This window comes from Yoonia tamlensis (genome assembly GCF_900115105.1).
In the GTDB taxonomy this organism is placed as follows: domain Bacteria; phylum Pseudomonadota; class Alphaproteobacteria; order Rhodobacterales; family Rhodobacteraceae; genus Yoonia; species Yoonia tamlensis.
The window spans coordinates 1-21,248 of record NZ_FOYP01000002.1; the positions used below are offsets into that span (position 1 = coordinate 1).

The 21,248-nt window shown below is 56.6% G+C and carries 19 protein-coding genes and 1 tRNA gene; 9 read left to right on the top strand and 11 right to left on the bottom strand.

Translation table 11 applies throughout. The features are described from left to right. Positions 1-379 precede the first annotated feature (379 nt). Positions 380-1,093 (top strand): phosphatase PAP2 family protein, encoded by a 714-nt coding sequence (locus tag BM320_RS11905; protein WP_090200638.1) that lies wholly within the window; start codon positions 380-382, stop codon positions 1,091-1,093. On the opposite strand, the gene msrQ is transcribed toward BM320_RS11905, so the two are convergent. Further along, on the bottom strand, positions 1,068-1,691 hold the full coding sequence (msrQ, locus tag BM320_RS11910; RefSeq protein ID WP_090200639.1) for a protein-methionine-sulfoxide reductase heme-binding subunit MsrQ: 624 nt from the start codon (positions 1,689-1,691) through the stop codon (positions 1,068-1,070). The genes BM320_RS11905 and msrQ overlap by 26 nt on opposite strands. Next, positions 1,691-2,590 (bottom strand): protein-methionine-sulfoxide reductase catalytic subunit MsrP, encoded by a 900-nt coding sequence (gene msrP / locus BM320_RS11915; RefSeq protein WP_090200640.1) that lies wholly within the window; start codon positions 2,588-2,590, stop codon positions 1,691-1,693. Before msrP ends, msrQ begins: the two co-directional genes overlap by 1 nt. Positions 2,591-2,872: 282 nt before the next feature. Here msrP and BM320_RS11920 point away from each other — a divergent pair, with 282 nt between their 5' ends. Next, on the top strand, positions 2,873-3,349 hold the full coding sequence (locus BM320_RS11920) for a fasciclin domain-containing protein (protein ID WP_090200642.1): 477 nt from the start codon (positions 2,873-2,875) through the stop codon (positions 3,347-3,349). 41 nt (positions 3,350-3,390) lie between these two features. On the opposite strand, the gene BM320_RS11925 is transcribed toward BM320_RS11920, so the two are convergent. The 3 genes from BM320_RS11925 to clpB form a co-directional block, all read right to left on the bottom strand. Further along, a complete protein-coding gene (locus BM320_RS11925; protein WP_090200644.1) occupies positions 3,391-3,756 on the bottom strand; it encodes a SpoIIAA family protein in 366 nt (121 codons plus the stop codon). 114 nt (positions 3,757-3,870) lie between these two features. Beyond that, on the bottom strand, positions 3,871-4,470 hold the full coding sequence (locus BM320_RS11930) for a hypothetical protein (protein ID WP_131802410.1): 600 nt from the start codon (positions 4,468-4,470) through the stop codon (positions 3,871-3,873). 124 nt (positions 4,471-4,594) lie between these two features. After that, entirely contained in the window at positions 4,595-7,207 is a 2,613-nt protein-coding gene (gene clpB, locus BM320_RS11935) for an ATP-dependent chaperone ClpB (RefSeq protein WP_090200647.1), read from the bottom strand. Between the two features lie 157 nt (positions 7,208-7,364). Between clpB and pyrF the strand changes: the two genes are divergently transcribed. Next, the gene (pyrF, locus tag BM320_RS11940) at positions 7,365-8,054 is read left to right on the top strand and encodes an orotidine-5'-phosphate decarboxylase (protein ID WP_090200649.1); all 690 of its coding nucleotides are present in this window, start codon (positions 7,365-7,367) and stop codon (positions 8,052-8,054) included. A gap of 97 nt (positions 8,055-8,151) precedes the next feature. Here the strand turns inward: pyrF and BM320_RS11945 are convergent, their stop codons facing one another. Both BM320_RS11945 and BM320_RS11950 read right to left on the bottom strand, forming a co-directional pair. Further along, complete coding sequence (locus tag BM320_RS11945) at positions 8,152-8,424, bottom strand: NfeD family protein (RefSeq protein WP_090200650.1); 273 nt, start codon at positions 8,422-8,424, stop codon at positions 8,152-8,154. 1 nt (position 8,425) lies between these two features. Further along, a complete protein-coding gene (locus tag BM320_RS11950) occupies positions 8,426-9,319 on the bottom strand; it encodes an SPFH domain-containing protein (RefSeq protein ID WP_090200652.1) in 894 nt (297 codons plus the stop codon). 160 nt (positions 9,320-9,479) lie between these two features. Here BM320_RS11950 and BM320_RS11955 point away from each other — a divergent pair, with 160 nt between their 5' ends. Both BM320_RS11955 and BM320_RS11960 read left to right on the top strand, forming a co-directional pair. Beyond that, a complete protein-coding gene (locus tag BM320_RS11955; protein WP_090200653.1) occupies positions 9,480-10,733 on the top strand; it encodes a DNA polymerase IV in 1,254 nt (417 codons plus the stop codon). A 222-nt stretch (positions 10,734-10,955) separates the two neighbouring features. Continuing rightward, positions 10,956-12,473 carry an ABC-F family ATP-binding cassette domain-containing protein gene (locus BM320_RS11960; RefSeq protein WP_090200655.1) on the top strand — a complete coding sequence of 506 codons (1,518 nt, stop codon included), beginning with the start codon at positions 10,956-10,958 and terminating at the stop codon, positions 12,471-12,473. Between the two features lie 27 nt (positions 12,474-12,500). Here the strand turns inward: BM320_RS11960 and BM320_RS11965 are convergent, their stop codons facing one another. After that, on the bottom strand, positions 12,501-12,998 hold the full coding sequence (locus tag BM320_RS11965) for a lactoylglutathione lyase family protein (RefSeq protein ID WP_090200657.1): 498 nt from the start codon (positions 12,996-12,998) through the stop codon (positions 12,501-12,503). A gap of 99 nt (positions 12,999-13,097) precedes the next feature. Between BM320_RS11965 and BM320_RS11970 the strand changes: the two genes are divergently transcribed. After that, a complete protein-coding gene (locus tag BM320_RS11970; protein ID WP_090201533.1) occupies positions 13,098-13,988 on the top strand; it encodes a LysR family transcriptional regulator in 891 nt (296 codons plus the stop codon). Positions 13,989-13,992: 4 nt separating this feature from the next. Here the strand turns inward: BM320_RS11970 and BM320_RS11975 are convergent, their stop codons facing one another. Then, positions 13,993-14,856: an N-formylglutamate amidohydrolase gene (locus BM320_RS11975; protein ID WP_090201534.1), complete on the bottom strand. Its 864-nt coding sequence runs from the start codon at positions 14,854-14,856 to the stop codon at positions 13,993-13,995. A gap of 154 nt (positions 14,857-15,010) precedes the next feature. Between BM320_RS11975 and BM320_RS11980 the strand changes: the two genes are divergently transcribed. From BM320_RS11980 to BM320_RS11990, 3 genes are all read left to right on the top strand, one after another. Next, positions 15,011-15,085: transfer RNA gene (locus tag BM320_RS11980), tRNA-Val, on the top strand. A 73-nt stretch (positions 15,086-15,158) separates the two neighbouring features. Then, complete coding sequence (ykgO, locus tag BM320_RS11985) at positions 15,159-15,284, top strand: type B 50S ribosomal protein L36 (RefSeq protein ID WP_037210500.1); 126 nt, start codon at positions 15,159-15,161, stop codon at positions 15,282-15,284. Between the two features lie 197 nt (positions 15,285-15,481). Beyond that, positions 15,482-16,684: an ABC transporter substrate-binding protein gene (locus BM320_RS11990; RefSeq protein WP_242651047.1), complete on the top strand. Its 1,203-nt coding sequence runs from the start codon at positions 15,482-15,484 to the stop codon at positions 16,682-16,684. Positions 16,685-16,752: 68 nt separating this feature from the next. Here the strand turns inward: BM320_RS11990 and BM320_RS11995 are convergent, their stop codons facing one another. Both BM320_RS11995 and fdhF read right to left on the bottom strand, forming a co-directional pair. After that, positions 16,753-18,240, bottom strand: a complete 1,488-nt coding sequence (locus BM320_RS11995) for a peptidoglycan-binding domain-containing protein (RefSeq protein ID WP_090200659.1) — start codon at positions 18,238-18,240, stop codon at positions 16,753-16,755. Between the two features lie 97 nt (positions 18,241-18,337). Continuing rightward, on the bottom strand, positions 18,338-21,100 hold the full coding sequence (gene fdhF / locus BM320_RS12000) for a formate dehydrogenase subunit alpha (RefSeq protein WP_090200661.1): 2,763 nt from the start codon (positions 21,098-21,100) through the stop codon (positions 18,338-18,340). Between the last annotated feature and the right edge of the window lie 148 nt (positions 21,101-21,248).

The window sequence follows — 21,248 nt, forward strand, 5'->3', positions numbered from 1 at the left end:
CCCCTTTTTTCAACAAACATGCATTTTTTATGACATTCATATATTTCCTAGTGTTTTAGCATAGTTAGATGAAAAAATTGCGCGAACCTTAGGTCATATCGAAACTTTCTTACGCGAAATGTGGGAAAGCCCTCGCAATTTTAGTCAGGACGCCAGCACGCATCGTTGTCACCCGCCAGAATCTCGCGCGCCTTAGGTGAATTGGCGATGTTTACACAATCCAAAGGCGTACTGCGCGGGAATCGGGGGCTGTTTTCGGCGAATCTGGCCGAAAAGTCCGGAATCATACCCGAAGATTCGTGCGCGCGGTCATAGTGATGACAAATTGCCCGCCCAGAGATTCGTAATTGCGTGTTTTGCTTTGTCAGGTTTCTTGCCAGTGATTGATCTTCTTCTTTCTTATGATGTGGCCATCGCGAGGGCGGCCATTGATTTTACCGCCGCGCACCCGAAATTCGCGCAAGCGGTCCGCGCAATCGTCGACACGCCCGAAACCAAAGGGCTGATCCCTGTCTTGTGCTTTTGGTATCTGTGGATCTCGCCGCGGGCGGGCTGGCAGCAAACGCGGATGAAGCTGGTCGCGGTGCTATTTGTTTCGCTTGTTGCGATTGCGGTGGGGCGCTTGCTTGCGCTCAACCTTATGTTTCGCGCGCGTCCGTTCGCATCTGCGGCCGTGATGGGGGATGATGTTGTAACGCAAGGGCGGCTAGTGGAGTGGAGCGCAATGCCGAGCGACCATGCCGTCGCCTTTGTTGCATTGGCAACGGGCATATTGCTGGTTTCACGGGGTGCGGGGATATTGCTTTTGCTGCATGCCGCGCTGATCGTCTGCGGGTCACGAGTCTTTGCGGGGCTGCATTTCCCTGCCGATGTTTTGGTCGGGGGCGCAATTGGCCTTGTGCTTGCCGTCGCGCTTGTGCCGGTTGCAGAGCGCTGGTTTGCCAAAGCATCGTTGCAGTTTCCCCGAACCTATAACACCCTAATAAGGCCCGAAATCGGTTACCTTCTTTTGGGGGTTCTTACGTTCGAGCTCGCAACGATGTTTGACGGGATCCGCAGGTTGGGGGCTACGCTGTTCGTTTTGCTGATGTAGCGCGCCAGTTTGGCAGTGACTGCCGCAATGCAAGCAACACGATCACAAGGATAAGGTAGACAAATGGTTCAATCTGGAACCCTTTGACCAGCCACAGATAATGCACCACCGCAAACAACGCGACCGGATAGGTCAGTTTGTGCAGCTTGCGCCAAGTCGCCCCGCCAAGTTTGCGGATCGACAGGTTGTTTGATGTCAGCGCCAGCGGGATCAGCATTACAAAGCTGGCCATGCCCACGGTCACATAGGGGCGTTTGACAATTTCGGTCCAGCCCCGGCCAATTGTGCCCACATCAAGCAGCGCCCAAACAAGGAAATGCGCAAGCACCACGAAAAACGCGGTGACGCCGATCGCGCGGCGGAATTTCATCAGGTTCAGCCCGGTGAATTTGCGCAGCGGCGTGACCATCAAGCCAAGAACGATGAGCTTGAGGCCAAGCTCACCATATTCACGCTCGAGCGCATTAATCGGCTCAGGGCCCATCCGGTTGGTAGCTGCAAGGTAGAACAGCCAAACGACCCACGCGGTCCCGACTATATATATAGTCCATGTCGGGATTTTGCGCAGGGACTGGTTCAGGCGGTCGACAATCGACATCAGATATCCACCGACAGGTCCATGCCTTCGTATAAGCTGGCGACTTCGGGGTAGCCGTTGAACATCAGCGTGTCTTGACGTCCGGCGAACAAACCGCCGCCGATCAGGCGTTCCGTTGCCTGGCTCCAGCGTGGATGATCAACGGTCGGGTTAACATTGCTATAGAACCCGTATTCGCGCGCGTTGGCTTTGTTCCAGCTGGTCGGCGGCTCTTGGTCGGTCAGGGTGATGCGCACGATTGATTTGATGGATTTGAACCCGTATTTCCACGGCACGACCAGACGGATTGGCGCGCCGTTCTGATTTGCAAGTGGTTCGTCATAAAGACCCGTCGCCATGATCGTCAGCGGGTGCATCGCCTCGTCCAGACGCAGACCTTCGACATAGGGGAAATCAAGCACGCGGCGCTGCACGCCGATCATATTGTCCGGCTGCACGACAGTTTCAAAGGCCACGTATTTCGCCGTTTCCTGTACGCCGACCTTGCTGAGGATATCCGCCAGCTCGATCCCGTTCCACGGCACAACCATCGACCACGCCTCGACACAGCGGAACCGGTAGATCCGTTCTTCGACGCTAAGCCCGTCAAGCAGGTCGGCCAAGGCGTAATCACCTGGATTATCGACCAGCCCGTCCACTTTGACCGACCAGTCAGACGTATCCAGATTATGCGCGTTCTGCGCCGGATCTTCCTTGCCGGTGCCAAATTCATAGTAGTTGTTGTAGGACCGGATTTCTTCCAGCGTGTTAGGTTCCAGCGCATCCTGCGCCTGCGCCCCGCCCGCAAGACCAATCGCCCCAAGCCCCGCAGTGCCTGCCAGAATCTGGCGGCGGTTCAAATAGACAGACTTTGGCGTGATGTCTGCGAGGCTAAGGTCGTTCTTCCAGCGATAGGCCATTGTGGGGGCTCCGATTCATGCGTTTCCTGACAGTATATAGTGCAGAACCTATGAAAGAAGTCTCACGATGCCGCCAGCGCGTTGAAATGTTACATTTTCCGCGCGGATCCTTAACGGGTAATCACAGTGAGTTGACTGGAAATCAAAACATGCCCCAGCTTGGGCGAAACCCCATGCGGTCAACGGCAACGCAGAAATATTTTTTTGATCCAAACAGGGGCGCCGCGCCGTAACATCCCCGATGCTACCACGGATGCATCTGTCACTCATAGGAGATACCTAATGCTACGCAGAACTTTCACAGCCATTTCCGCTACTGCCCTGCTTGCCACCGCTGCATGTGCAGGTGGTCATTCAAAAGACATCGTCGACACGGCGATTGATGCGGGGTCTTTCTCAACTTTGATCGCGGCAACGCAGGCCGCGGGTCTTGTCGAAACCCTTAAGGGTGATGGACCATTCACCGTGTTCGCCCCAACCGATGACGCATTTGCGGCCCTTCCTGCTGGCACAGTCGAAGCATTGCTTGCCGATCCCGACGCGCTGGCCGAGATCCTGACCTACCACGTTATCGCGGGTAAAGTCATGTCAACGGATCTGAGCGACGGTATGATGGCCGCAACTGTAAACGGAGCGGATGTGACCATCACAACAATGGACGGCGTCAAGATCAATGGCGCAAACGTCATTAGCGCTGACATCGAAGCCTCAAACGGCGTGATACACGTGATTGACGCCGTGATCTTGCCACCAAGCTAAATCCCAATAAACCACTGCCCCTCCATGGGGCGGTGGGACTTCTATGACGCGAGCCAGCTTTCGGCAGCGTCACGCTCGGACATTTCAAAGCTTTTGATCGTCATCCCCGGCAAAAGCATCCCTTCGAACGCGGCAACCTTGCGCACCCATGCCGCATCAGCCAGCACAGCACATTTGCTAACTTTGCCCAATAGGCCAAAAAGCTTGGGCAGTTTTTCCATCTCGACCCCGATTGCGCCAAGCGACGGCATCGCGATATTGGTAATTGTGTAAAGCATCCGGCCATTGGTGACGCCTTCAACCTTGGCAAATAGATCATCAAGACCAGCGCGCATCATATCAGCATCAATCGCACCATCTATCGCAACATCAACGCGGGTCGGGCTTTGTTTTGTGATTTTGATCATCTGAATACTCCTGTTTCCAACAACAGGCAGTATTGCACAATTCGGCCGGCATTGCGTTGATCTTGGTCAAACTGCGCGCGCCATTACTATGCAACGGAATGGCGCGCGGCATTGTCAAAACAAATATGAAGCCTTGATCGCAAGGTTGGTCAGGTCTTTTGGATAGTCTTCCTGATCCACAAAATCGACATCATCATAGATGAGTTCAACGCGCCCGGTGGCGCCAGTAGAAAATGCGGTCTGCAGGCCAATGCCGATCGAATACCCGTAACCATATGTATCAACATATATATCCGAGCCGTCCTCGACCTGACCCGCAGCAACAACCAGGCCAGCCGAACCAATGACGTCATAGCCACCGCCAACTGGCATGCCATAAATCCCACGAACATGGCTTAGCCCATCCACCCGGCACCAATCAGGTGACGCGTTAACGCAGGCATCTGGGCCCCAATCGTAGGACATTTCGCTTTGCACGGGCAGGCTGACGTCAGCCTCTGCGCTCCAGAACCGCCCTCCCGCAAGATCCTTGCGGTAGCCGATGACCCCACCTACCGTTGGGGTGTTCACAAAGGTAGAACCAAATTCGCTTGTGCTTTCCAGCACCGAAAGCCCCACGCTGGCCCCGTAGTATATACCATCTTCGGCATGTGCGATGTTCGCGATGCTTGCCGCGCTTGAAACTACCATTGCAGCAGAGACTAGTTTTTTCATTATCTCGGAAAACCTTTATGACAGATCATATGAACTTGCTAAGACCTACTCTGTTCATTGTCGATCTGGTGTGCCGAAAATCAATCGGGGCGTCCCCGTTTTGCAACAAGCACGCCCCGTCAGATCAATGCACAACCGCGTCTTTGGGCGGCTGCCGTTTGCTAGATGACACGCGGTCACCCACCAGTAATCCGTCGGCACCGGCGCTGACTGTGATTGCGTCGCCGTCCATCACATCCCCGCCAAGGATCATTTCGGCAAGCTGGTCCTGCAGCGCCCGCTGGATCACACGTTTAAGCGGACGCGCCCCAAAGACCGGATCATAACCTTCGTCGGCCAGCCATTTCAGCGCGGCGTCATCCAGATCAAGCGTGATATTGCGCCCTGCCAGACGTTTGGCCAACAAACCGAGCTGAATCGTGACGATCCCCGCCATATCTTCGCGGGCAAGCCGGTCAAAGATGATGGTTTCATCCAGACGGTTCAGGAATTCGGGCCGGAAATGTGCGCGCACGGCGTCCATCACATCGCGTTTGGCATCAGATGCATCGGCACCGTCTGGCAACTGGCTCAGCGCTTGCGCCCCAAGGTTCGACGTCAGGATGATCAGCGTTTGCTTGAAATCGACATGGCGGCCCTGCCCGTCGGTCAGCACCCCGTCGTCAAGCACCTGCAACAGCACGTTGAATACATCCGGATGCGCCTTTTCGACCTCATCAAACAGGATCACCTGATAGGGCCTACGCCGCACGGCCTCGGTCAGTACGCCACCTTCGTCATAACCGACATAGCCCGGAGGCGCACCGATCAGCCGCGACACCGCGTGTTTCTCCATGAATTCGGACATATCGATGCGCACCATCGCGCTGTCATCGTCGAACAGATACTCGGCCACGGCTTTGGTCAATTCGGTTTTCCCAACACCCGTTGGCCCCAAGAACATGAACGACCCGAGCGGGCGATTTTCATCGTTCAGGCCCGCACGCGCACGGCGCACTGCATTGGCTACCGCCCGCACCGCAGATCGTTGCCCGATCACACGTTTGCCTAACTCGTCTTCCATACGCAGCAATTTGTCGCGTTCGCCTTCCAGCATCTTGCTGGTCGGAATGCCGGTCCAGCGTTCAACCACTTCGGCGATCTGTTCGGGGCGAACGGCCTCTTCGACCATCAGGTCTTCGTTTCCTTCGGCATCGGCCAGCTTGCGTTCCAACGCGGGGATTACACCGTAAGACAGCTCACCCGCCTTGCCCAGATTGCCTTCGCGTTTCGCGATATCAAGTTCGGCGCGCGCGCGGTCAAGCTGCTCTTTCACCTCGCGGGTGCCTTCCAGCTTGTCGCGTTCGGCCTGCCATTTCGCCGTCATTTCCGACCCGCGTTCCTGCAGATCCGCCAGTTCCTTTTCCAGCTTCGCAAGCCGGTCAACCGAGGCTTTGTCGTCTTCTTTTTTCAACGCTTCAGCTTCGATCTGGAGCTGCAAAATCTGCCGGTCCAGCGCATCCAGTTCTTCGGGTTTGCTATCAACCTGCATACGCAACCGCGATGCGGCCTCATCCATCAAATCAATTGCTTTGTCCGGCAAAAACCGGTCGGTGATATAGCGGTGCGACAGGGTTGCAGCCGCAACAAGCGCAGCATCGGCAATCCGCACACCGTGGTGCAGTTCATATTTTTCCTTGATCCCGCGAAGAATGCTGACGGTATCTGTCACGGTTGGCTCTTCGACCAAAAGCGGTTGGAACCGACGGGCGAGCGCAGCATCTTTTTCCACGTATTTGCGGTATTCATCCAATGTGGTCGCGCCGATACAGTGCAATTCACCGCGCGCAAGGGCCGGTTTGATCAGGTTGGCCGCGTCCATCGCGCCATCCGATTTTCCTGCACCCACAAGCGTATGCATTTCGTCGATAAACAGGATGATTTCGCCCGCGGCGGTTTCGATTTCTTTGAGGACCGCTTTCAGACGCTCCTCGAACTCTCCACGGTATTTCGCGCCCGCAATAAGCGCGCCCATATCCAATGCCATCAGTTTCTTGTTGCGCAGGGATTCCGGCACATCACCGTCAATGATCCGCAGCGCGAGCCCTTCGGCAATTGCCGTCTTACCAACGCCGGGTTCGCCGATCAGAACGGGGTTGTTCTTGGTGCGGCGTGATAAAATTTGCATCGCACGGCGGATTTCTTCGTCGCGGCCAATGATAGGGTCGATTTTGCCCTGCTCTGCGGCTTCGGTCAGGTCGCGCGCATATTTCGCCAGCGCCTCAAAACTATCCTCGGCGCTTGCGCTATCAGCGGTGCGCCCCTTGCGGATATCGTTGATCGCGGCGTTCAGGGCCATCGGGGTGACACCACCGGCATCCAATGCGTCTTTGGCCTTGGATTTGATCACGGCAAGCGCCGTCAGCAAGCGTTCAACAGGCACAAAACTATCGCCCGCTTTTTTGGCAATCTTTTCGGCCTCGTCGACCACTTTGGCAGTTAAATTGTCCAGATAGACCTGCCCTGCATCGCCCGTCACCTGCGGGATCTTTGCGACATTTGCATTTACGACACTGCGCACAGTGGCGGCGTCGCCTCCGGCACGGGTAATCAGATTGGCGGCAAGCCCTTCGTCATCGTCCATCAGTGATTTTAACAGATGCTCGGGCGCAAGCCGCTGGTGGTTTTCGCGCATTGCAATGGTCTGTGCAGCCTGAATAAAACCGCGTGACCGCTCTGTGAACTTGTCTAAGTTCATGAGGTATCTCCTTTGTGTCAAGCGCCCGGTCTTTTGGATGCCCACACATGCGGCACACCCTGTTCGGGCCTCGCTATTAAGATGGGGATCGCGGGGACGTTGCGCAAGAGGCACGCAAGCGTTAGACCGCGCAAAACATACAGCAAAGGAACCCGCTATGTCTGATGACCGCCTGATTGTCGCAATGGATGTCCCCAATGTCATCGCTGGGATGGAGCTCGCTGATAAGCTGGGCGATAGCGTCAGTTTCTACAAGATCGGGTTGGGAATGCTGACAGGCGGCGGGCTTGCGCTAGCCAACGAGCTGAAGCAGGAACACGGGAAACGTATCTTTCTGGATATGAAGTTTTTCGACATCGGCGCGACGGTCGAAGCCGCCGTGCGGGGGATGGCACAATTTGATCTGGATTTCCTCACTGTGCACGGCGACCCGCATGTCGTGCGCGCCGCCCGTGAAGGTGCTGGCGGGTCAGATATGAAAATCCTTGCGGTAACAATCCTGACCTCGCTTGACCGTGCCGATCTGGATGCGTCCTGTATAAAATCGGGCGAGATTGCCGATCTGGTGCAAGAACGTGCAGGCATTGCGCTGATGAACGGTGCCGATGGCGTGATTGCGTCCCCGCAAGAGGCGGCACTGATCCGCGCCTTGCCCGAAGCAAAAGGCAAGCTGATCGTCACACCCGGTGTGCGGCCGGAAGGCGCGGCATTGGGCGACCAAAAGCGGGTGATGACACCGGCACAGGCGATTGCAAACGGAGCGGATCACGTCGTGGTCGGCCGTCCGGTCTGGAAGGCGGACGACCCCCGCAAGGCCGTGCAGGATATCTTGGCAGAACTGGCATAAGCGCAAATCAAAGCCCCCGACCGCAATGGATCGGGGGCCAAAAAATTTCAATTTTTTGGGCAAAACTCTGTACCAGTGTTTTGCGTCTGACAGCGTCCTAATCGTTGATATCCGTGTCCCAGATTTTGACCTGCCCGTTGCGCAGGCCAAAAACCTTGCGCATGACCAGATAGGACGCGAGCGACAAAAGCGCGAAGATCACTAATGTCAGCGCCAGCCCTTTTGCCGACACCCCGATCAGGATCAAAAGCCCCATCACCGCCGCGCCCAGCGCAAAGCCCAGAAAAATATACCCCGGGATAATCACCTCAAGTGTGGCAAGGACCACAGCGGCCGACATCCACACCCACCATTGTGTCCAAAGTGGCATCTTAACTACGTCCTTTCAGCATTTTGAACGCGTCACCAAATGCGTCCATGGCATTTGCAGGCAGCACGATCGTCTGGTTGCCCTGCTTGGATGCAACGGCCTGAAACGCCTCGACCTGTTTCAAAGCGACCTGATATTGCGCAGCCTCAAGCCCGTTTTCGGCAATCGCCACGGCAACCACTTGGGTCGCATAGGCTTCGGCATCGGCGCGCACACGGCGGGCTTCGGCCTCTTGGGTGGCCGCGTAAAGCTCGGCCTCGGCCTGCAATTCGACCGCCCGCTTTTTACCTTCAGCTTCGGTGACTTGGGCACGGCGCGCCCGTTCGGCATTCAACTGCTGCAACATGGCTGCGCGTGTTGCCGCATCAAGGTTCACGTCCAGAATTTCGGCGCGCGTCACTTCGATGCCCCAATCGTCGACCTGCTGGGCCACCTGTTCGCGCACGGCCGCAATCAGGCTCGACCGGTTCGCCTGAACCTGATCCAGCTCCATCCGGCCAATTTCGGACCGCACGATACCCGCTACAGTCGTCGAAATCGCACCATCAACATCGCGGATCCGGTAGACCGTCTTTTCGGGTTCGATAATCCGGTAGAACACCGATGTTTCCACCTGAACCAACACGTTGTCGGACGTGATCGCGTCTTGGGACATGGCTGGCAACTGGCGCTCAAGGATCGAAACCTTGTGCCGCACACGGTCCAGGAACGGCACGATAAAGTTGATACCCGGCCCAAGAACCGACCGAAGCCGCCCCAGCCGTTCAACGACAAATTTCTGCGATTGCGGTACAATCCGCACGCCTGCAAGAATACAGACAACAATAAACACAGCCAAAAGCACGAACAAAACGTTCTGCCCGATCAGCTCTGCTATCAAATCTTCATTTCTCATAATTTACCCCTCATTGTTATGAACAATAGATAGGCACAGTGTTGGATGAATTCAATGTATACTACTGCATACAGCGAAGATTCACTTGCTGCACCTGCAACCGGTCGGCCCATGATGTTGCCCTATTGTTCGCGCAGCCCGCGCCCATTAGACTGCGCACATGCCCGCACTTTGCCGTGATTGCCTGACCACATTTGACAGCGCAACCCGCTGTCCACACTGCCGCAGTCCCCGCGTGACGCGACACGCGGAGCTGTTTGACCTTGCGATCGCGCATATGGATTGCGATGCGTTTTACGCATCGGTCGAAAAGCGTGACAATCCGGAACTGGCCGATAAACCCGTGATCATCGGCGGCGGCAAACGCGGGGTTGTGTCCACGGCCTGCTATGTGGCGCGGATCAGGGGCGTGAAATCGGCCATGCCGATGTTTCAGGCGCTCAAACTTTGCCCGGATGCTGTTGTCTTGCCGCCGCGCATGGCGGCCTATGCCGAAGCCTCGCGCGCGATCCGCGCGATGATGGATGAACTGACCCCCATCGTGGAACCGCTGTCACTGGACGAAGCGTTCATGGACCTATCCGGCACAATCCGGCTGCACGGTGCGCCGCCAGCGGTGATGCTCGCGCGGTTGATCAAGCGGATGAAAACCGAATTGGGGCTGAGCGGGTCAATCGGGCTTTCGCACAATAAATTCTTGGCCAAAGTCGCATCCGACCTTGAAAAGCCCCGCGGTTTTTCGATCATCGGCAAGGCCGAGACAACCGCATTCTTGCGCCCCAAATCGGTGCGCCTGATCTGGGGGATCGGCCCTGCGGCGCAGGTCAGCCTGAACAAGGCGGGCATTCAGACCTTTGACGATCTGCTGCGCTGGGACCGCCGCGATCTGCACGACCGTTTCGGCAACATGGGCGAGAGGCTCTATGCGCTTGCGCGGGGCGAAGACGGGCGCCGGGTATCTACGCATGCGCCCGTAAAATCGCTGACCAATGAAACCACGTTCCATGTCGACACTGCCGACCCCGAAATTCTGGACGGGCATCTTTGGCGGATGGCAGAAAAGGTCAGCGCGCGCGCCAAGGCCACAGGCAAAGCGGGGCGCGTGGTGACGATCAAGCTGAAAACATCCGACTTCAAACTGATCTCAAAACGCCAAAGCCTGCGCCACCCGACGCAGATGACCGATACGCTTTACCGCAGCGCGCGCGGGCTGTTTGATCAAGTTGCTGGGCGTGGCCCGTTCCGGCTGCTGGGCGTCGGCCTGTCAGAGATCACCAGCGCCGATAGCGCCGACCGCGAAGGCGATTTACTAGACCCAGACGCCGAAAAACGCGCGCGCGCTGAACTGGCCACCGACAAAATCCGCGCGCGTTTCGGCAAAGACGCGATCATGAAGGGGCGCGCGTTAAGGTAGGGTGGGTCTTGACCCACCGCCCCTTTACTGGCTAGGCTCGCCCCATCAGTCACGCACCACAAAGGGAGGGCACAAGCTGAACATGCGTATCATCCGCCGACTTCAGCATGGTCCCCGCGCCGCCCTGTAAATTCATTTGCAGGGCTGATCATTGGTCAACCGCCACCGATCTGTCCTTTCCGTCGCCGCCGCGCGACACGACTGTTATGATCAGAGACATCAATGACACTTATCCATATCAATGCTTTGGGCGTGACCCTTGGCGACCCGCTATTCACTGACCTGACCCTGACCCTATCCAAAGGCGACCGTATCGGGCTGGTCGCGGCCAACGGGCGCGGCAAATCCACCTTGATGGGCTGTATTGCCGGCACGTTTGAGCCGACAAAGGGCGAGATCACCCGCGCGCGCGGGCTACGCATTGGCCATGTCGCGCAGCATGTTGCGGGCGAACAATTACAACAAACCCTTTATGAATTTGTGCTGGCGGCGCTACCGCCCGAACAGGCCGATTTCGAAGGCTGGTGCGTGGATGTTGTGCTGGGTGATTTGCAGGTGCCTTATGAACTGCAGCACAAATTGCTATCCGAGCTGAGCGGCGGCTGGCAGCGCACCGCGCTTTTGGCGGCGGCTTGGGTGGTGGAACCGGATGTCTTGCTGCTGGACGAGCCGACCAACCATCTTGATCTGCACCGGATCGGCCTGCTTCAGGATTGGCTGGCCGCTTTGCCGCGCGATACACCTGTTGTGATAACCAGCCATGACCGCGCATTTCTGGATGCAACGACCAATCGGACGCTGTTCCTACGCGCCGAAAGGTCGCGGGTATTTCAATTGCCGTTTTCCAAAGCCCGCATAGCATTGGACGAAGCCGATGAAGCTGACGAGCGCCGTTTTGCAAACGATCTCAACAAAGCGAGCCAACTGCGCAAACAAGCTGCAAAGCTCAAGAATATCGGGATCAACTCTGGCTCTGACCTGCTGATCACCAAAACCAAACAGTTGAACGACCGCGCTGCCAAGATCGAGGCGGCCGCAAAACCCGCCCATCAGGACCGCAGCGCGGGTGACATTCGGCTGACAAATAGCGGCACCCATGCAAAATCGCTGATCACGCTTGACGATGTGGAGGTCACAACGCCGGATGGCCGCACACTTTATACAACGGGTAAAAAATGGATCAGCCAAGGGGACCGGATCGTGTTGCTTGGCACCAATGGCACGGGCAAAACCCAGCTTGTCAAGATGATCCACCAGGCGCTTTTGGGGGCGCAATCGCCGGTCAAATGCGCGCCTTCGGTGGTTTACGGCTATTCGGATCAACAGCTTAGCCAGTTGAACGATGCAGACACGCCGATGTTGGCCGTTGCCGGCCAGTTTGACGTGGGCGACCAGCGTGCGCGCGGGCTTTTGGCGGGTGCGGGTGTGAACATCCAGATGCAAGACACGAAAATTGCAGGACTTTCGGGCGGGCAAAAGGCGCGACTTGCGATGCTGATCTTGCGGCTGCAACAGCCCAATTTCTACCTGCTGGATGAACCCACAAACCATCTTGATATCGAAGGCCAAGAGGCATTGGAGGCGGAGTTGATCGCCCATGGCGCATCCTGCCTGCTGGTCAGCCACGACCGCAGTTTTATCCGCAATACCGGCAACCGGTTCTGGTGGATCGACCGCAAACGGCTGGTTGAGGTCGACGATCCAGAAGCGTTTCTGGCAGACGAGATCGCGATGGGTTAAAAGCCCGCCACCGCGATCCCACATTGTTTACGTGTAAGCACCATTTGAATAGGTTAGTTCATAGCTGTGGCTATACAGTTCGAACACAATGCCAAACGGGTCTTCGACATAAACCATGCGATACGGTTTTTCGTCCGGGAAATATTCTCGGACGGGCATCCGTTGTTTCCCCCCTGCCGCGAGAATTTTCTCAAGCAAGCCTTCGAGGTTTGGATCTTGGATCGCAAAATGAAATGTCCCGTGTTGGCGAAAGTTTAAATTCTCTGCGGGGGCATGGTTCCCGTCAAATTCAAATAATTCGATTCCAACACGATCAGCAGTGGCAAGGTGGGCAATACGCAGCTTCTTCCAGCCCGCGCCAAAAACATCAGTACACATCTTCCCAATATCACTGTCATCTTCGACGACTTTCGTCGGTTGCATAATGACGTAGAAGCCAAGAACCTCTGTATAGAACTTAACTGCCTTTTCGACATCGGGAACGGATAGGCCGATATGTGAAAAAGTCCGTGGTGTCGGTAACATGTTGCTTTCCCTTTTTGAATTATCTGGGGTGCATACCGCACGCATTGCGATTTGAAAAATTATCAAATATGATAATTTTCATAATTTTTTGGAATGATTATGCTGAACGCTACGTGGCTAAATACCTTTATGGTTCTTTGTGAAACCAACCACTTTACGCGTGCCGCCGACCGGCTAGGCATGACGCAGCCCGGCGTTTCACAGCAGCTCAGAAAATTAGAAAGGCAGGTTGGAAAACCACTTATCCTAAAGGACGGAAAATCCTTTTCTGTAACCCCAGTGGGCGAAGCCGTTTTGCGGGTCTGCGCAGAACGCATGGAACAGGAACGCCAACTTCAAGAGACTATATCAGCCGACGATCCATTTTCAGGGACGGTGCGCATTGGATGCTCGGGCAGCTTTGCGACATGGTTGTATCCTCACCTTATTGAACAGATGCAGCAGGCCGAACAGCTTATGATCAGTCTCGAAGCGGCACCGCAATCACGCATTGAAAGCGACGTGTTAGATGGAAAACTTGATTTAGGGATCGTTTCCGGCACCACAACGCACCCCCGCTTGCAGGCCACTAAACTTGCCTGTGAGGAGCTTTGCCTCGCGCTGCCCGCACAATATGGGCAAAAGACCATGCGCCTAAACGACCTAAATCGTCTTGGATTTGTGGCCCACCCTGATGGCTTTGCCTATGCCGATGTCTTGTTCGCAGCCAATTTTCCACAAGAGTATACAGGATCTGATCGCTTGCGAATCCGCACGTATGTTAATCAAATTGGGCAAATCCTGATGCCCGTCGCGAACGGTTTGGGGTATACGGTTTTACCGCGATCAGGCGTCAAAGCGTTTGCACAGCAAAACAACATATCAATTTATCCGCTACAGCAGGCAAAGTCGCAAGAACTGTGGCTCATTTCACGGAAAGGGCGTTCTAAATTCGCCCGGATTGCGACAGTTACAGATGTTATCAAGCAAGCGGCGTTTGCTTTGCGCTAAGCGTCTATTCGGCTGCGATTTGTTGATCTGAGGGCATTCCAATTTCGGCGATTTGCGCAATCACCCCCGATATCACCGCCTGAATATGTGCGAAATCTGGTTTCGGGGTCAGCGTGTGTTCGTTCATGTAGATACCTCGGTCGATCTCTACTTGAATTGCATGTTGTGATCGGGCGGGATGCCCATAGCGCTGCACGATATAGGCCCCAGCAAAGGGCGCATTCCGCGCGACCCGAAAACCGGCCTCTGCAAATGCGCGTTCTACCTGATCCACCACGAACGGCGCTGCCGTGCTGCCAAACCGGTCCCCAAGCACAATATCGGGATAGGTCGTGTTCTTGGTCGACATGCTTGTCAGGGCTTCGTGCGGCATGGAATGGCAATCGATCAAAACCGACTGGCCGAACATCCGGTTGCTTTCGTCCAGCAGGGTTTGCAGATTATCGTGATATGGGTACCAGTAGTTTGCGATCCGCGCATGCGCCTGCGCGAGAGAGATCTTGCCGCGATAAATATGTCGCCCGTTGGCAACTACCCGCGGGATCACGCCCAAACCGCTCGCAACACGCGGATTTTGCGGCTTGCGCTTGAGGTCCGCGATCAAGGCAGGGTCAAGCTCGTCCGCGCCACGATTGAGATCGACAAAGGCGCGCGGCGCGCAGGCCTGAATGAAAGGCGCGCCAAATTCGGGTGCTGCGGCAAACAGATGATCAACAAATGCGTCCTCGGACGACCGAATTGTGGTGGCATCTATGTCGATCTGATCCAGAAATGCAGGCGCATAAGCGCGTCCGGAATGCGGAGAAGCGAAAACAACGCTGGTGCTGCGATGGCTGGGGCGCGTGATTTTAAAGGCAAGATCGGGCAAATTCGGCTCCTTCTGGGGCAAACCATAACCTGAATTTTGTTTTTTCCAAAAGCCCTTGATCCTGCCTGCGACTCCTTTTATAGACCGCACACCTGACGCGGTTTGCCCGCGTCCTATTTCGTTATAGGGCGATGGCGGCCAAAGCTGGTAACATGGATGATTAGCTCAGCGGTAGAGCACTTCGTTGACATCGAAGGGGTCACTGGTTCGATCCCAGTATCGTCCACCATGAATTCATCGGACTTTGGTCCGCCAATGCAACCAAGGCGCAATCCGCGCGCCGCGACAAGAAGGACACGACCATGAAGGTACGTAACTCCCTCCGCTCGCTCAAGCAGCGCCACCGCGATTGCCGCATCGTGCGCCGCAAGGGCCGCGTCTATGTGATTAACAAGACGCAACCACGGTTTAAAGCCCGCCAAGGCTAATTCCGCGAATGAGCATTAATAAAAAAGGTCGCACCCTTCGGGGCGCGGCCTTTTTTATTTGGGCTAAACCTGTCGCAGCGGGCGGATTGGCACTTGGTCAGGATTTCCGCACTTTTTACTGTTTGGTCTAGTCAGGCACGGCGCATTGCGATTATCGTGGCCCTACAAGGTAGCGAAAAAGCTAGAGGAACATTTTAATGCAGTTTTTGAATATACGATCAGGCGCGCTTGCTGTGGCAATGTTGGGTGCTGCGGCACCTGCTGTAGCGCAGGACACATATTGCGGCGGTGCCGGCAATGGCGGCCAGTGGATCGGTGGCGACGCGCAATCATCAGACATTGCGACAGCCGGTTCCTATCAGGAACAAATGGCGCTTGTACTGGGCGGCAACGAATATATTTCGCTCTTCTCGCTTAGCCAGGGCACTGATGTACGCATCGAGGCCGCGGGCCGTGGCGCGGGCGATACAATTATCGACGTACTTGATAGCAATGGCAGCATCGTGGCCTCTGACGATGATTCTGGCGGCAACGCCGCGTCACGCGCCGAAACATACCTTGAAGCAGGTACATACTGCATGGCGCTGCGCAGCTATGATGGCGGCCCGATGACCGCATTTGTGCGTGTCGGCCGGCAGGAACACGAAGCCCTGACCGAAGGTGTAATGGATAGCCCCGTCAATGATGGCAGCGCCGGCGGTTGCGCGACAGCAACGCCCATGGGCGGGCTGGGCAGCAGCGTGACCGGATCAGTTGCGGATAACCCCAATTGGAGCTTCACGCTTGATGCGCCTGCGCAAATCAGCATTACCGCCGAAAACGAATCTGCGGATCCTGTGGTGACGCTATACGGCGCTAACGATATGTTTATCGCCGAAAATGACGATTACGACGGGCTGAATTCACGGATCGACGTCACCGATACGCTTGATCCGGGCACCTATTGCATCGCAATGGCCGCGCTAAGCGATGAATATGCACCTATCACCGTTTCACTGACCGAATACGACCCGGAGGCGGCGACACTTTCTCTTTATGATCGTGGCGAAGCAGCCCCACCGCTTGATGGCAGCATCCCAGTGACCGATCTTGGTGTGCTCGAATCGCGCGTCCGCCAAGACGTGCAGGCAACCGATGATGTGACTTGGTTCACACTTGAAGTGCTGGACAACAGCCTACTTGTGATCGAGGCAATCGGCGGCGGCAATAGCGACCCGTGGTTGGTTGTCTATGATGATCTGGGCCGTGAAGTTGGCATGAATGACGACTATGGCGACGGGCTGGATAGCCTTGTCATGGCGCGTGTGCAGTCTGGCACCTATATCGTCGGCGTCCGCCAGTTCGACAATACTGCGGGTCTGATCCGGCTGTTGGCCGAACGTTACGTGCGCGCGCAATAGGCGCAACCGCGACAAATTCGGGGCCGTCTGTTTGCGCAGGCGGCCCCTTTTTTTATTTGTTTGTTGTGCTAGCGCCCAAAGGTATCCGCCAAAAGCCGCGCCAGCGTCGGCTCGCTTAGGTAGCCCGTCGCGGGCAGGCCAGAGCGTGTTTGATAGCGGCTGATCGCGCCGCGGGTGTCATTATCAAACCGGCCATCAACCTGCCCCGGATTGAAACCCATCTGCGCCAGCCGGCTTTCGATCAGCCGCGCAAGCACAGGGTTGATCCGCAAATCCGCCTCTGCATCTGCGGCGGCTTGGTTGCTGGGCGTGTCGTCACGGCCGGTGCCACGGTCAAATGAAGCCATCGCATCGCGGGCCTCATCCGCAAAGATGCCGTCGGGATAGCGGTTCAAATAGGCGCGCAAACCCGCCGCGTCTCCGCGTGCGCCGGTTTCTTCCCAATAGGCGCGGTCAAGCCGTTCGGCCTGTGCGCGTCCGCGTTCTTCTTCGGCTTCGATTTCCGCCCGTTTCCGGCTGGCTTGCGCGTCGATCCGGCTGATCTGTTCGGCGGTCAGAAACGACGTCTGTGCAAAACCGTTGGACTGCTGCCAATTGCGGATGGCACGGCGGCTACCTTGGCCAAAAATACCGTCAACACCACGGGTGTTATATTCAAGCAAAGTCAAATCCCGCTGAATATTGCGCCGCGCATTGCGGGTCAGCGCCAGATCGGCCTCGGCAATTTCGGCAAGCCGCACGGGATCATTTTCGATCTCGTCCAGCCGCGCGCGCGCCTCGCTTGCGTAGGGGCTACGCGGATAGTTCAACGCAAAATCGCGATAGGCATCCGCTGTATTCAACTGCTGCGCAATGATCCAGAATTGCTGGGTCGGATCACCGACGGGGGTTGGGTCATCATCGTCACGGGCTGGCTGCATGACCAATGCCCGTGGCGCGTAGCCCGCGATATTCAGCCAGCGCGCGTCGCGGGCAAATTCCATCACATTGGCGCCCGGGACAGTGATTGCCTCCATCACGACGCCGTCGGTCGCGTTGGGTTCGCCAAATAGCACGGTCACACCCTGCGGGATTTGCAGATCGCCCACGCCTTCGCGCAGATAGACACCGATCTTGTCGGTCCCGTCCAGATCATAGCCAAGGATCAACACCGCCTGCCCAGGGGCCTGCGCAAGAACATTCAGCACGCTGTCAATCGACACCGCATCAGCCAACCCGAAATAACTGGGGTCTACGGCATCGCTCGCCAAAAGCCAGCTGCGTGTGCCATCGGTGACAAAGCGCCCAGACAGCCCCACAACCAAGCGATCCGCATCGGTGGCCGCCTGCGCAAACTGGTTCAACAGCCGCGCCATATTCACGCTTGTCCCGTTGGAAAGCGTCGTGACATCATAGCCCGCGCGTCGCAAATCCTGCGCACTATCAATGACATCCGTCGCATTGGGCACGCGGCGCAATTCTTGGTAGCGCTCGACCCCCAGTAGCAGGGCGGCGTCATCCGCCAGCGCGGGCAAGGCAAAGCCCGACAGGGCGGCGATCAGGGTTAATTTGCGCATTTGCGTGTCCTCCAGAAAACATAGCTGCGCCGGCGCAAGTACCGCCGCAGGTTGTCCCAAGGCTCGCCTGTCTGGCGCTGCTATTCAATAGCGGCGGCTAAACAAGCGCCTGATCAGCGATTTTTTCGATCCTGACAGCCGCGAATTTGAATTCGGGAATTTTGCCATAGGGATCAATGGCGGGGTTGGTTAGCGTGTTTGCGGCCGCCTCGACATAGGCGAAGGGCACAAAAACCATATCGGGCGCCACAGCCCGATCCGCCCGCGCCATGATATCAATGCTGCCACGCCGCGTGGTCAGCCGGATCATATCGCCAGGTTGCGCACCAAGCGCGCGCAATGTCGCCGGATGCAGCGAACAATTGGCTTCGGGTTCCACCGCATCAAGCACCTTTGACCGACGCGTCATCGACCCTGTGTGCCAATGTTCCAACTGCCGCCCCGTGGTCAAAATCATCGGATAATCGGCATCGGGGACCTCGTCCGGTGCGATCACATTGGCAGGCGTGAATTTCGCCCGCCCGCCCGCGCGCGGGAACCCATCCGCAAAAACAATTGGTTGGCCCGGATCGGTTGGCGATAGTGACGGGTAGGTCACGGCGTTTTCAGCCGCCAGCCGGTCCCAAGTGATATTGGCAAGCGAAGGCATGACTTGCGTCATTTCCGCAAATACATCGCGCGGGTGGCTATAGGACCATCGCAATCCCAGCCGTTTCGCCAGTTCTACTGTGATCCACCAATCTTCGCGCGCCGCTCCCGGTGGTGCCAGCGCCGCACGGCCCATTTGCACCTGTCGATTTGTGTTCGTCACCGTCCCGTTCTTTTCTGCGAATGCGCTTGCGGGCAGGATCACATCGGCGAAATTCGCGGTCTCGGTCAGGAAAATATCCTGCACGACAAGATGATCCAGCTTGGCCAAAGCAGCGCGCGCATGATCCACGTCGGGGTCCGACATCGCAGGGTTTTCGCCAGAAATATACATGCCGCGAATATCGCCTGCATGCACGGCATCCAGAATTTCGGTCACCGTCAGCCCCTTATCGGGGTGCACGCCGCCATCTTGCCAGATTTCTTGGAATGTTGTGCGCACGTCCGCATCGCCAACAGGCTGGTAATCCGGCAAAAACATCGGGATCAGCCCTGCATCGGACGCGCCCTGCACGTTGTTTTGGCCGCGTAGCGGATGCAGCCCGGCGCCCGGGCGCCCCACTTGTCCGGTCATCAGCGCAAGGCTGATCAGACAGCGCGAATTGTCGGTGCCGTGGATATGCTGTGACACGCCCATGCCCCAGAAAATCATCGCGGATTTTGCGCTTGCAAAGGTGCGGGCAACATCGCGCAGTACCTCGGCGTCAATCCCGCAAATACCCGTCATCTTTTCAGGCGCAAAATCAGCAAGATGGGCTTTCTCGGCCTCCCAATTTTCGGTGTAGGCGTCGATATATTGCTGGTCGTACAGTTTTTCAGCAACGATCACGTGCATGATCGCATTCAGCATCGACACATCAGCGCCGGGTCTGAATTGCAGCATATGGCTGGCGAACCGTTTGAGCGCCTGCCCCCGCGGGTCCATCACAATCAGCTTGCCACCACGTTTTGCGAATTGCTTAAAGTAAGTCGCGGCAACCGGGTGATTTTCAATCGGATTCGCACCGATCACAATCGCCACATCAGCGTTTTCGATTTCATTAAATGTCGCAGTCACCGCGCCCGATCCGACGTTTTCCATCAGTGCCGCAACGGATGACGCATGGCAAAGCCGTGTGCAGTGGTCGACGTTGTTGTGGCCAAACCCCTGCCGGATCAGCTTTTGAAACAGATAGGCTTCTTCGTTGCTGCATTTGGCAGACCCAAAGCCCGCAACACCCGTGCCGCCAATCGCATTCAGCCCATTTGCCGCAGCATCCAGCGCCTCGTCCCATGACGCCGCCCGAAAATGGGTTTGCCAATTGCCAGGGTCAACGTTCAACCCTTTGGCGGGCGCATCAGCGCGACGGATCAGCGGTGTGGTCAGGCGGTGATCATGGTGGATATAGTCGAAACCAAAACGGCCCTTCACACACAACCGCCCCTCATTGGCGGGGCCGTTGATGCCTTCGACGAATTTCACCTTTTCGTCTTTGATCTTGAGCGAGACCTGACAGCCGACACCGCAGAACGGGCAGATGCTGGCGACCTCGCGGTCGAAATCGCCTGTGTCGCCTTGTTGGTTTTCATCCGTCACGGTCGCGGGCAAAAGCGCGCCGGTCGGGCAGGCTTGCACGCATTCGCCGCAAGCCACGCAAGACGACGCGCCCATCGGATCATCCATATCAAACACCGGATAGGCGCCCGCCCCGCGCCCTGCCATTCCGATCACGTCATTAACCTGCACTTCACGGCAGGCCCGCACGCACAGCCCGCATTGAATACAGGCATCCAGATTGACCGACATCGCAACATGGCTGCTATCAAGCAACGGGATGTGGTTCGATTTCGGCGCAAAGCGGCTGTCGGTCACGCCCTGCTGCGCGGCCATATCCCACAGATGGCTTGATTTATCATGCGCGATTTCTTTGGCGGGCTGGTCAGCGACAAGCAGTTCCATCACCATTTTGCGCGCTTGCACTTCGCGCGGTTGATCGGTTGTGACAACCATTCCGGCCGCCGGTTCACGGATACAGCTTGCGGCCAATGTCCGTTCGCCCGCGATCGCAACCATACAGGCGCGGCAATTACCGTCAGACCGGTATCCTGGGGCAGGTTTATGGCACAGGTGCGGGATCACAAGGCCACGTCCATGCGCCACCTCCCAGATGGTTTCACCGGGCTGGGCTGTGACGGTTTTACCATCGAGAGTAAATGTAATGGGGTCTGACATCTGAATACTCCGCCGCTTTGCCCCAGTTAATCATCTGTGGGCCTCGCGCGAAAGTAGGCTGATCAGACGCGGGCGCGCGTTCAAAAGCGACATGATGGTTGACCGTTCCGAATATATCTATAAAACTAGTTTTATCGAATCAATTGCG

Bases quoted from the DNA above. Each gene is read 5' to 3' on its own strand.
- msrQ (WP_090200639.1), bottom strand. From the start codon at position 1,691: ATGTCGATTGTCGACCGCCTGAACCAGTCCCTGCGCAAAATCCCGACA.
- msrP (WP_090200640.1), bottom strand. From the start codon at position 2,590: ATGGCCTATCGCTGGAAGAACGACCTTAGCCTCGCAGACATCACGCCA.
- BM320_RS11920 (WP_090200642.1), top strand. From the start codon at position 2,873: ATGCTACGCAGAACTTTCACAGCCATTTCCGCTACTGCCCTGCTTGCC.
- BM320_RS11925 (WP_090200644.1), bottom strand. From the start codon at position 3,756: ATGATCAAAATCACAAAACAAAGCCCGACCCGCGTTGATGTTGCGATA.
- BM320_RS11930 (WP_131802410.1), bottom strand. From the start codon at position 4,470: ATGAAAAAACTAGTCTCTGCTGCAATGGTAGTTTCAAGCGCGGCAAGC.
- clpB (WP_090200647.1), bottom strand. From the start codon at position 7,207: ATGAACTTAGACAAGTTCACAGAGCGGTCACGCGGTTTTATTCAGGCT.
- pyrF (WP_090200649.1), top strand. From the start codon at position 7,365: ATGTCTGATGACCGCCTGATTGTCGCAATGGATGTCCCCAATGTCATC.
- BM320_RS11945 (WP_090200650.1), bottom strand. From the start codon at position 8,424: ATGCCACTTTGGACACAATGGTGGGTGTGGATGTCGGCCGCTGTGGTC.
- BM320_RS11950 (WP_090200652.1), bottom strand. From the start codon at position 9,319: ATGAGAAATGAAGATTTGATAGCAGAGCTGATCGGGCAGAACGTTTTG.
- BM320_RS11955 (WP_090200653.1), top strand. From the start codon at position 9,480: ATGCCCGCACTTTGCCGTGATTGCCTGACCACATTTGACAGCGCAACC.
- BM320_RS11960 (WP_090200655.1), top strand. From the start codon at position 10,956: ATGACACTTATCCATATCAATGCTTTGGGCGTGACCCTTGGCGACCCG.
- BM320_RS11965 (WP_090200657.1), bottom strand. From the start codon at position 12,998: ATGTTACCGACACCACGGACTTTTTCACATATCGGCCTATCCGTTCCC.
- BM320_RS11970 (WP_090201533.1), top strand. From the start codon at position 13,098: ATGCTGAACGCTACGTGGCTAAATACCTTTATGGTTCTTTGTGAAACC.
- ykgO (WP_037210500.1), top strand. From the start codon at position 15,159: ATGAAGGTACGTAACTCCCTCCGCTCGCTCAAGCAGCGCCACCGCGAT.
- BM320_RS11990 (WP_242651047.1), top strand. From the start codon at position 15,482: ATGCAGTTTTTGAATATACGATCAGGCGCGCTTGCTGTGGCAATGTTG.
- BM320_RS11995 (WP_090200659.1), bottom strand. From the start codon at position 18,240: ATGCGCAAATTAACCCTGATCGCCGCCCTGTCGGGCTTTGCCTTGCCC.
- fdhF (WP_090200661.1), bottom strand. From the start codon at position 21,100: ATGTCAGACCCCATTACATTTACTCTCGATGGTAAAACCGTCACAGCC.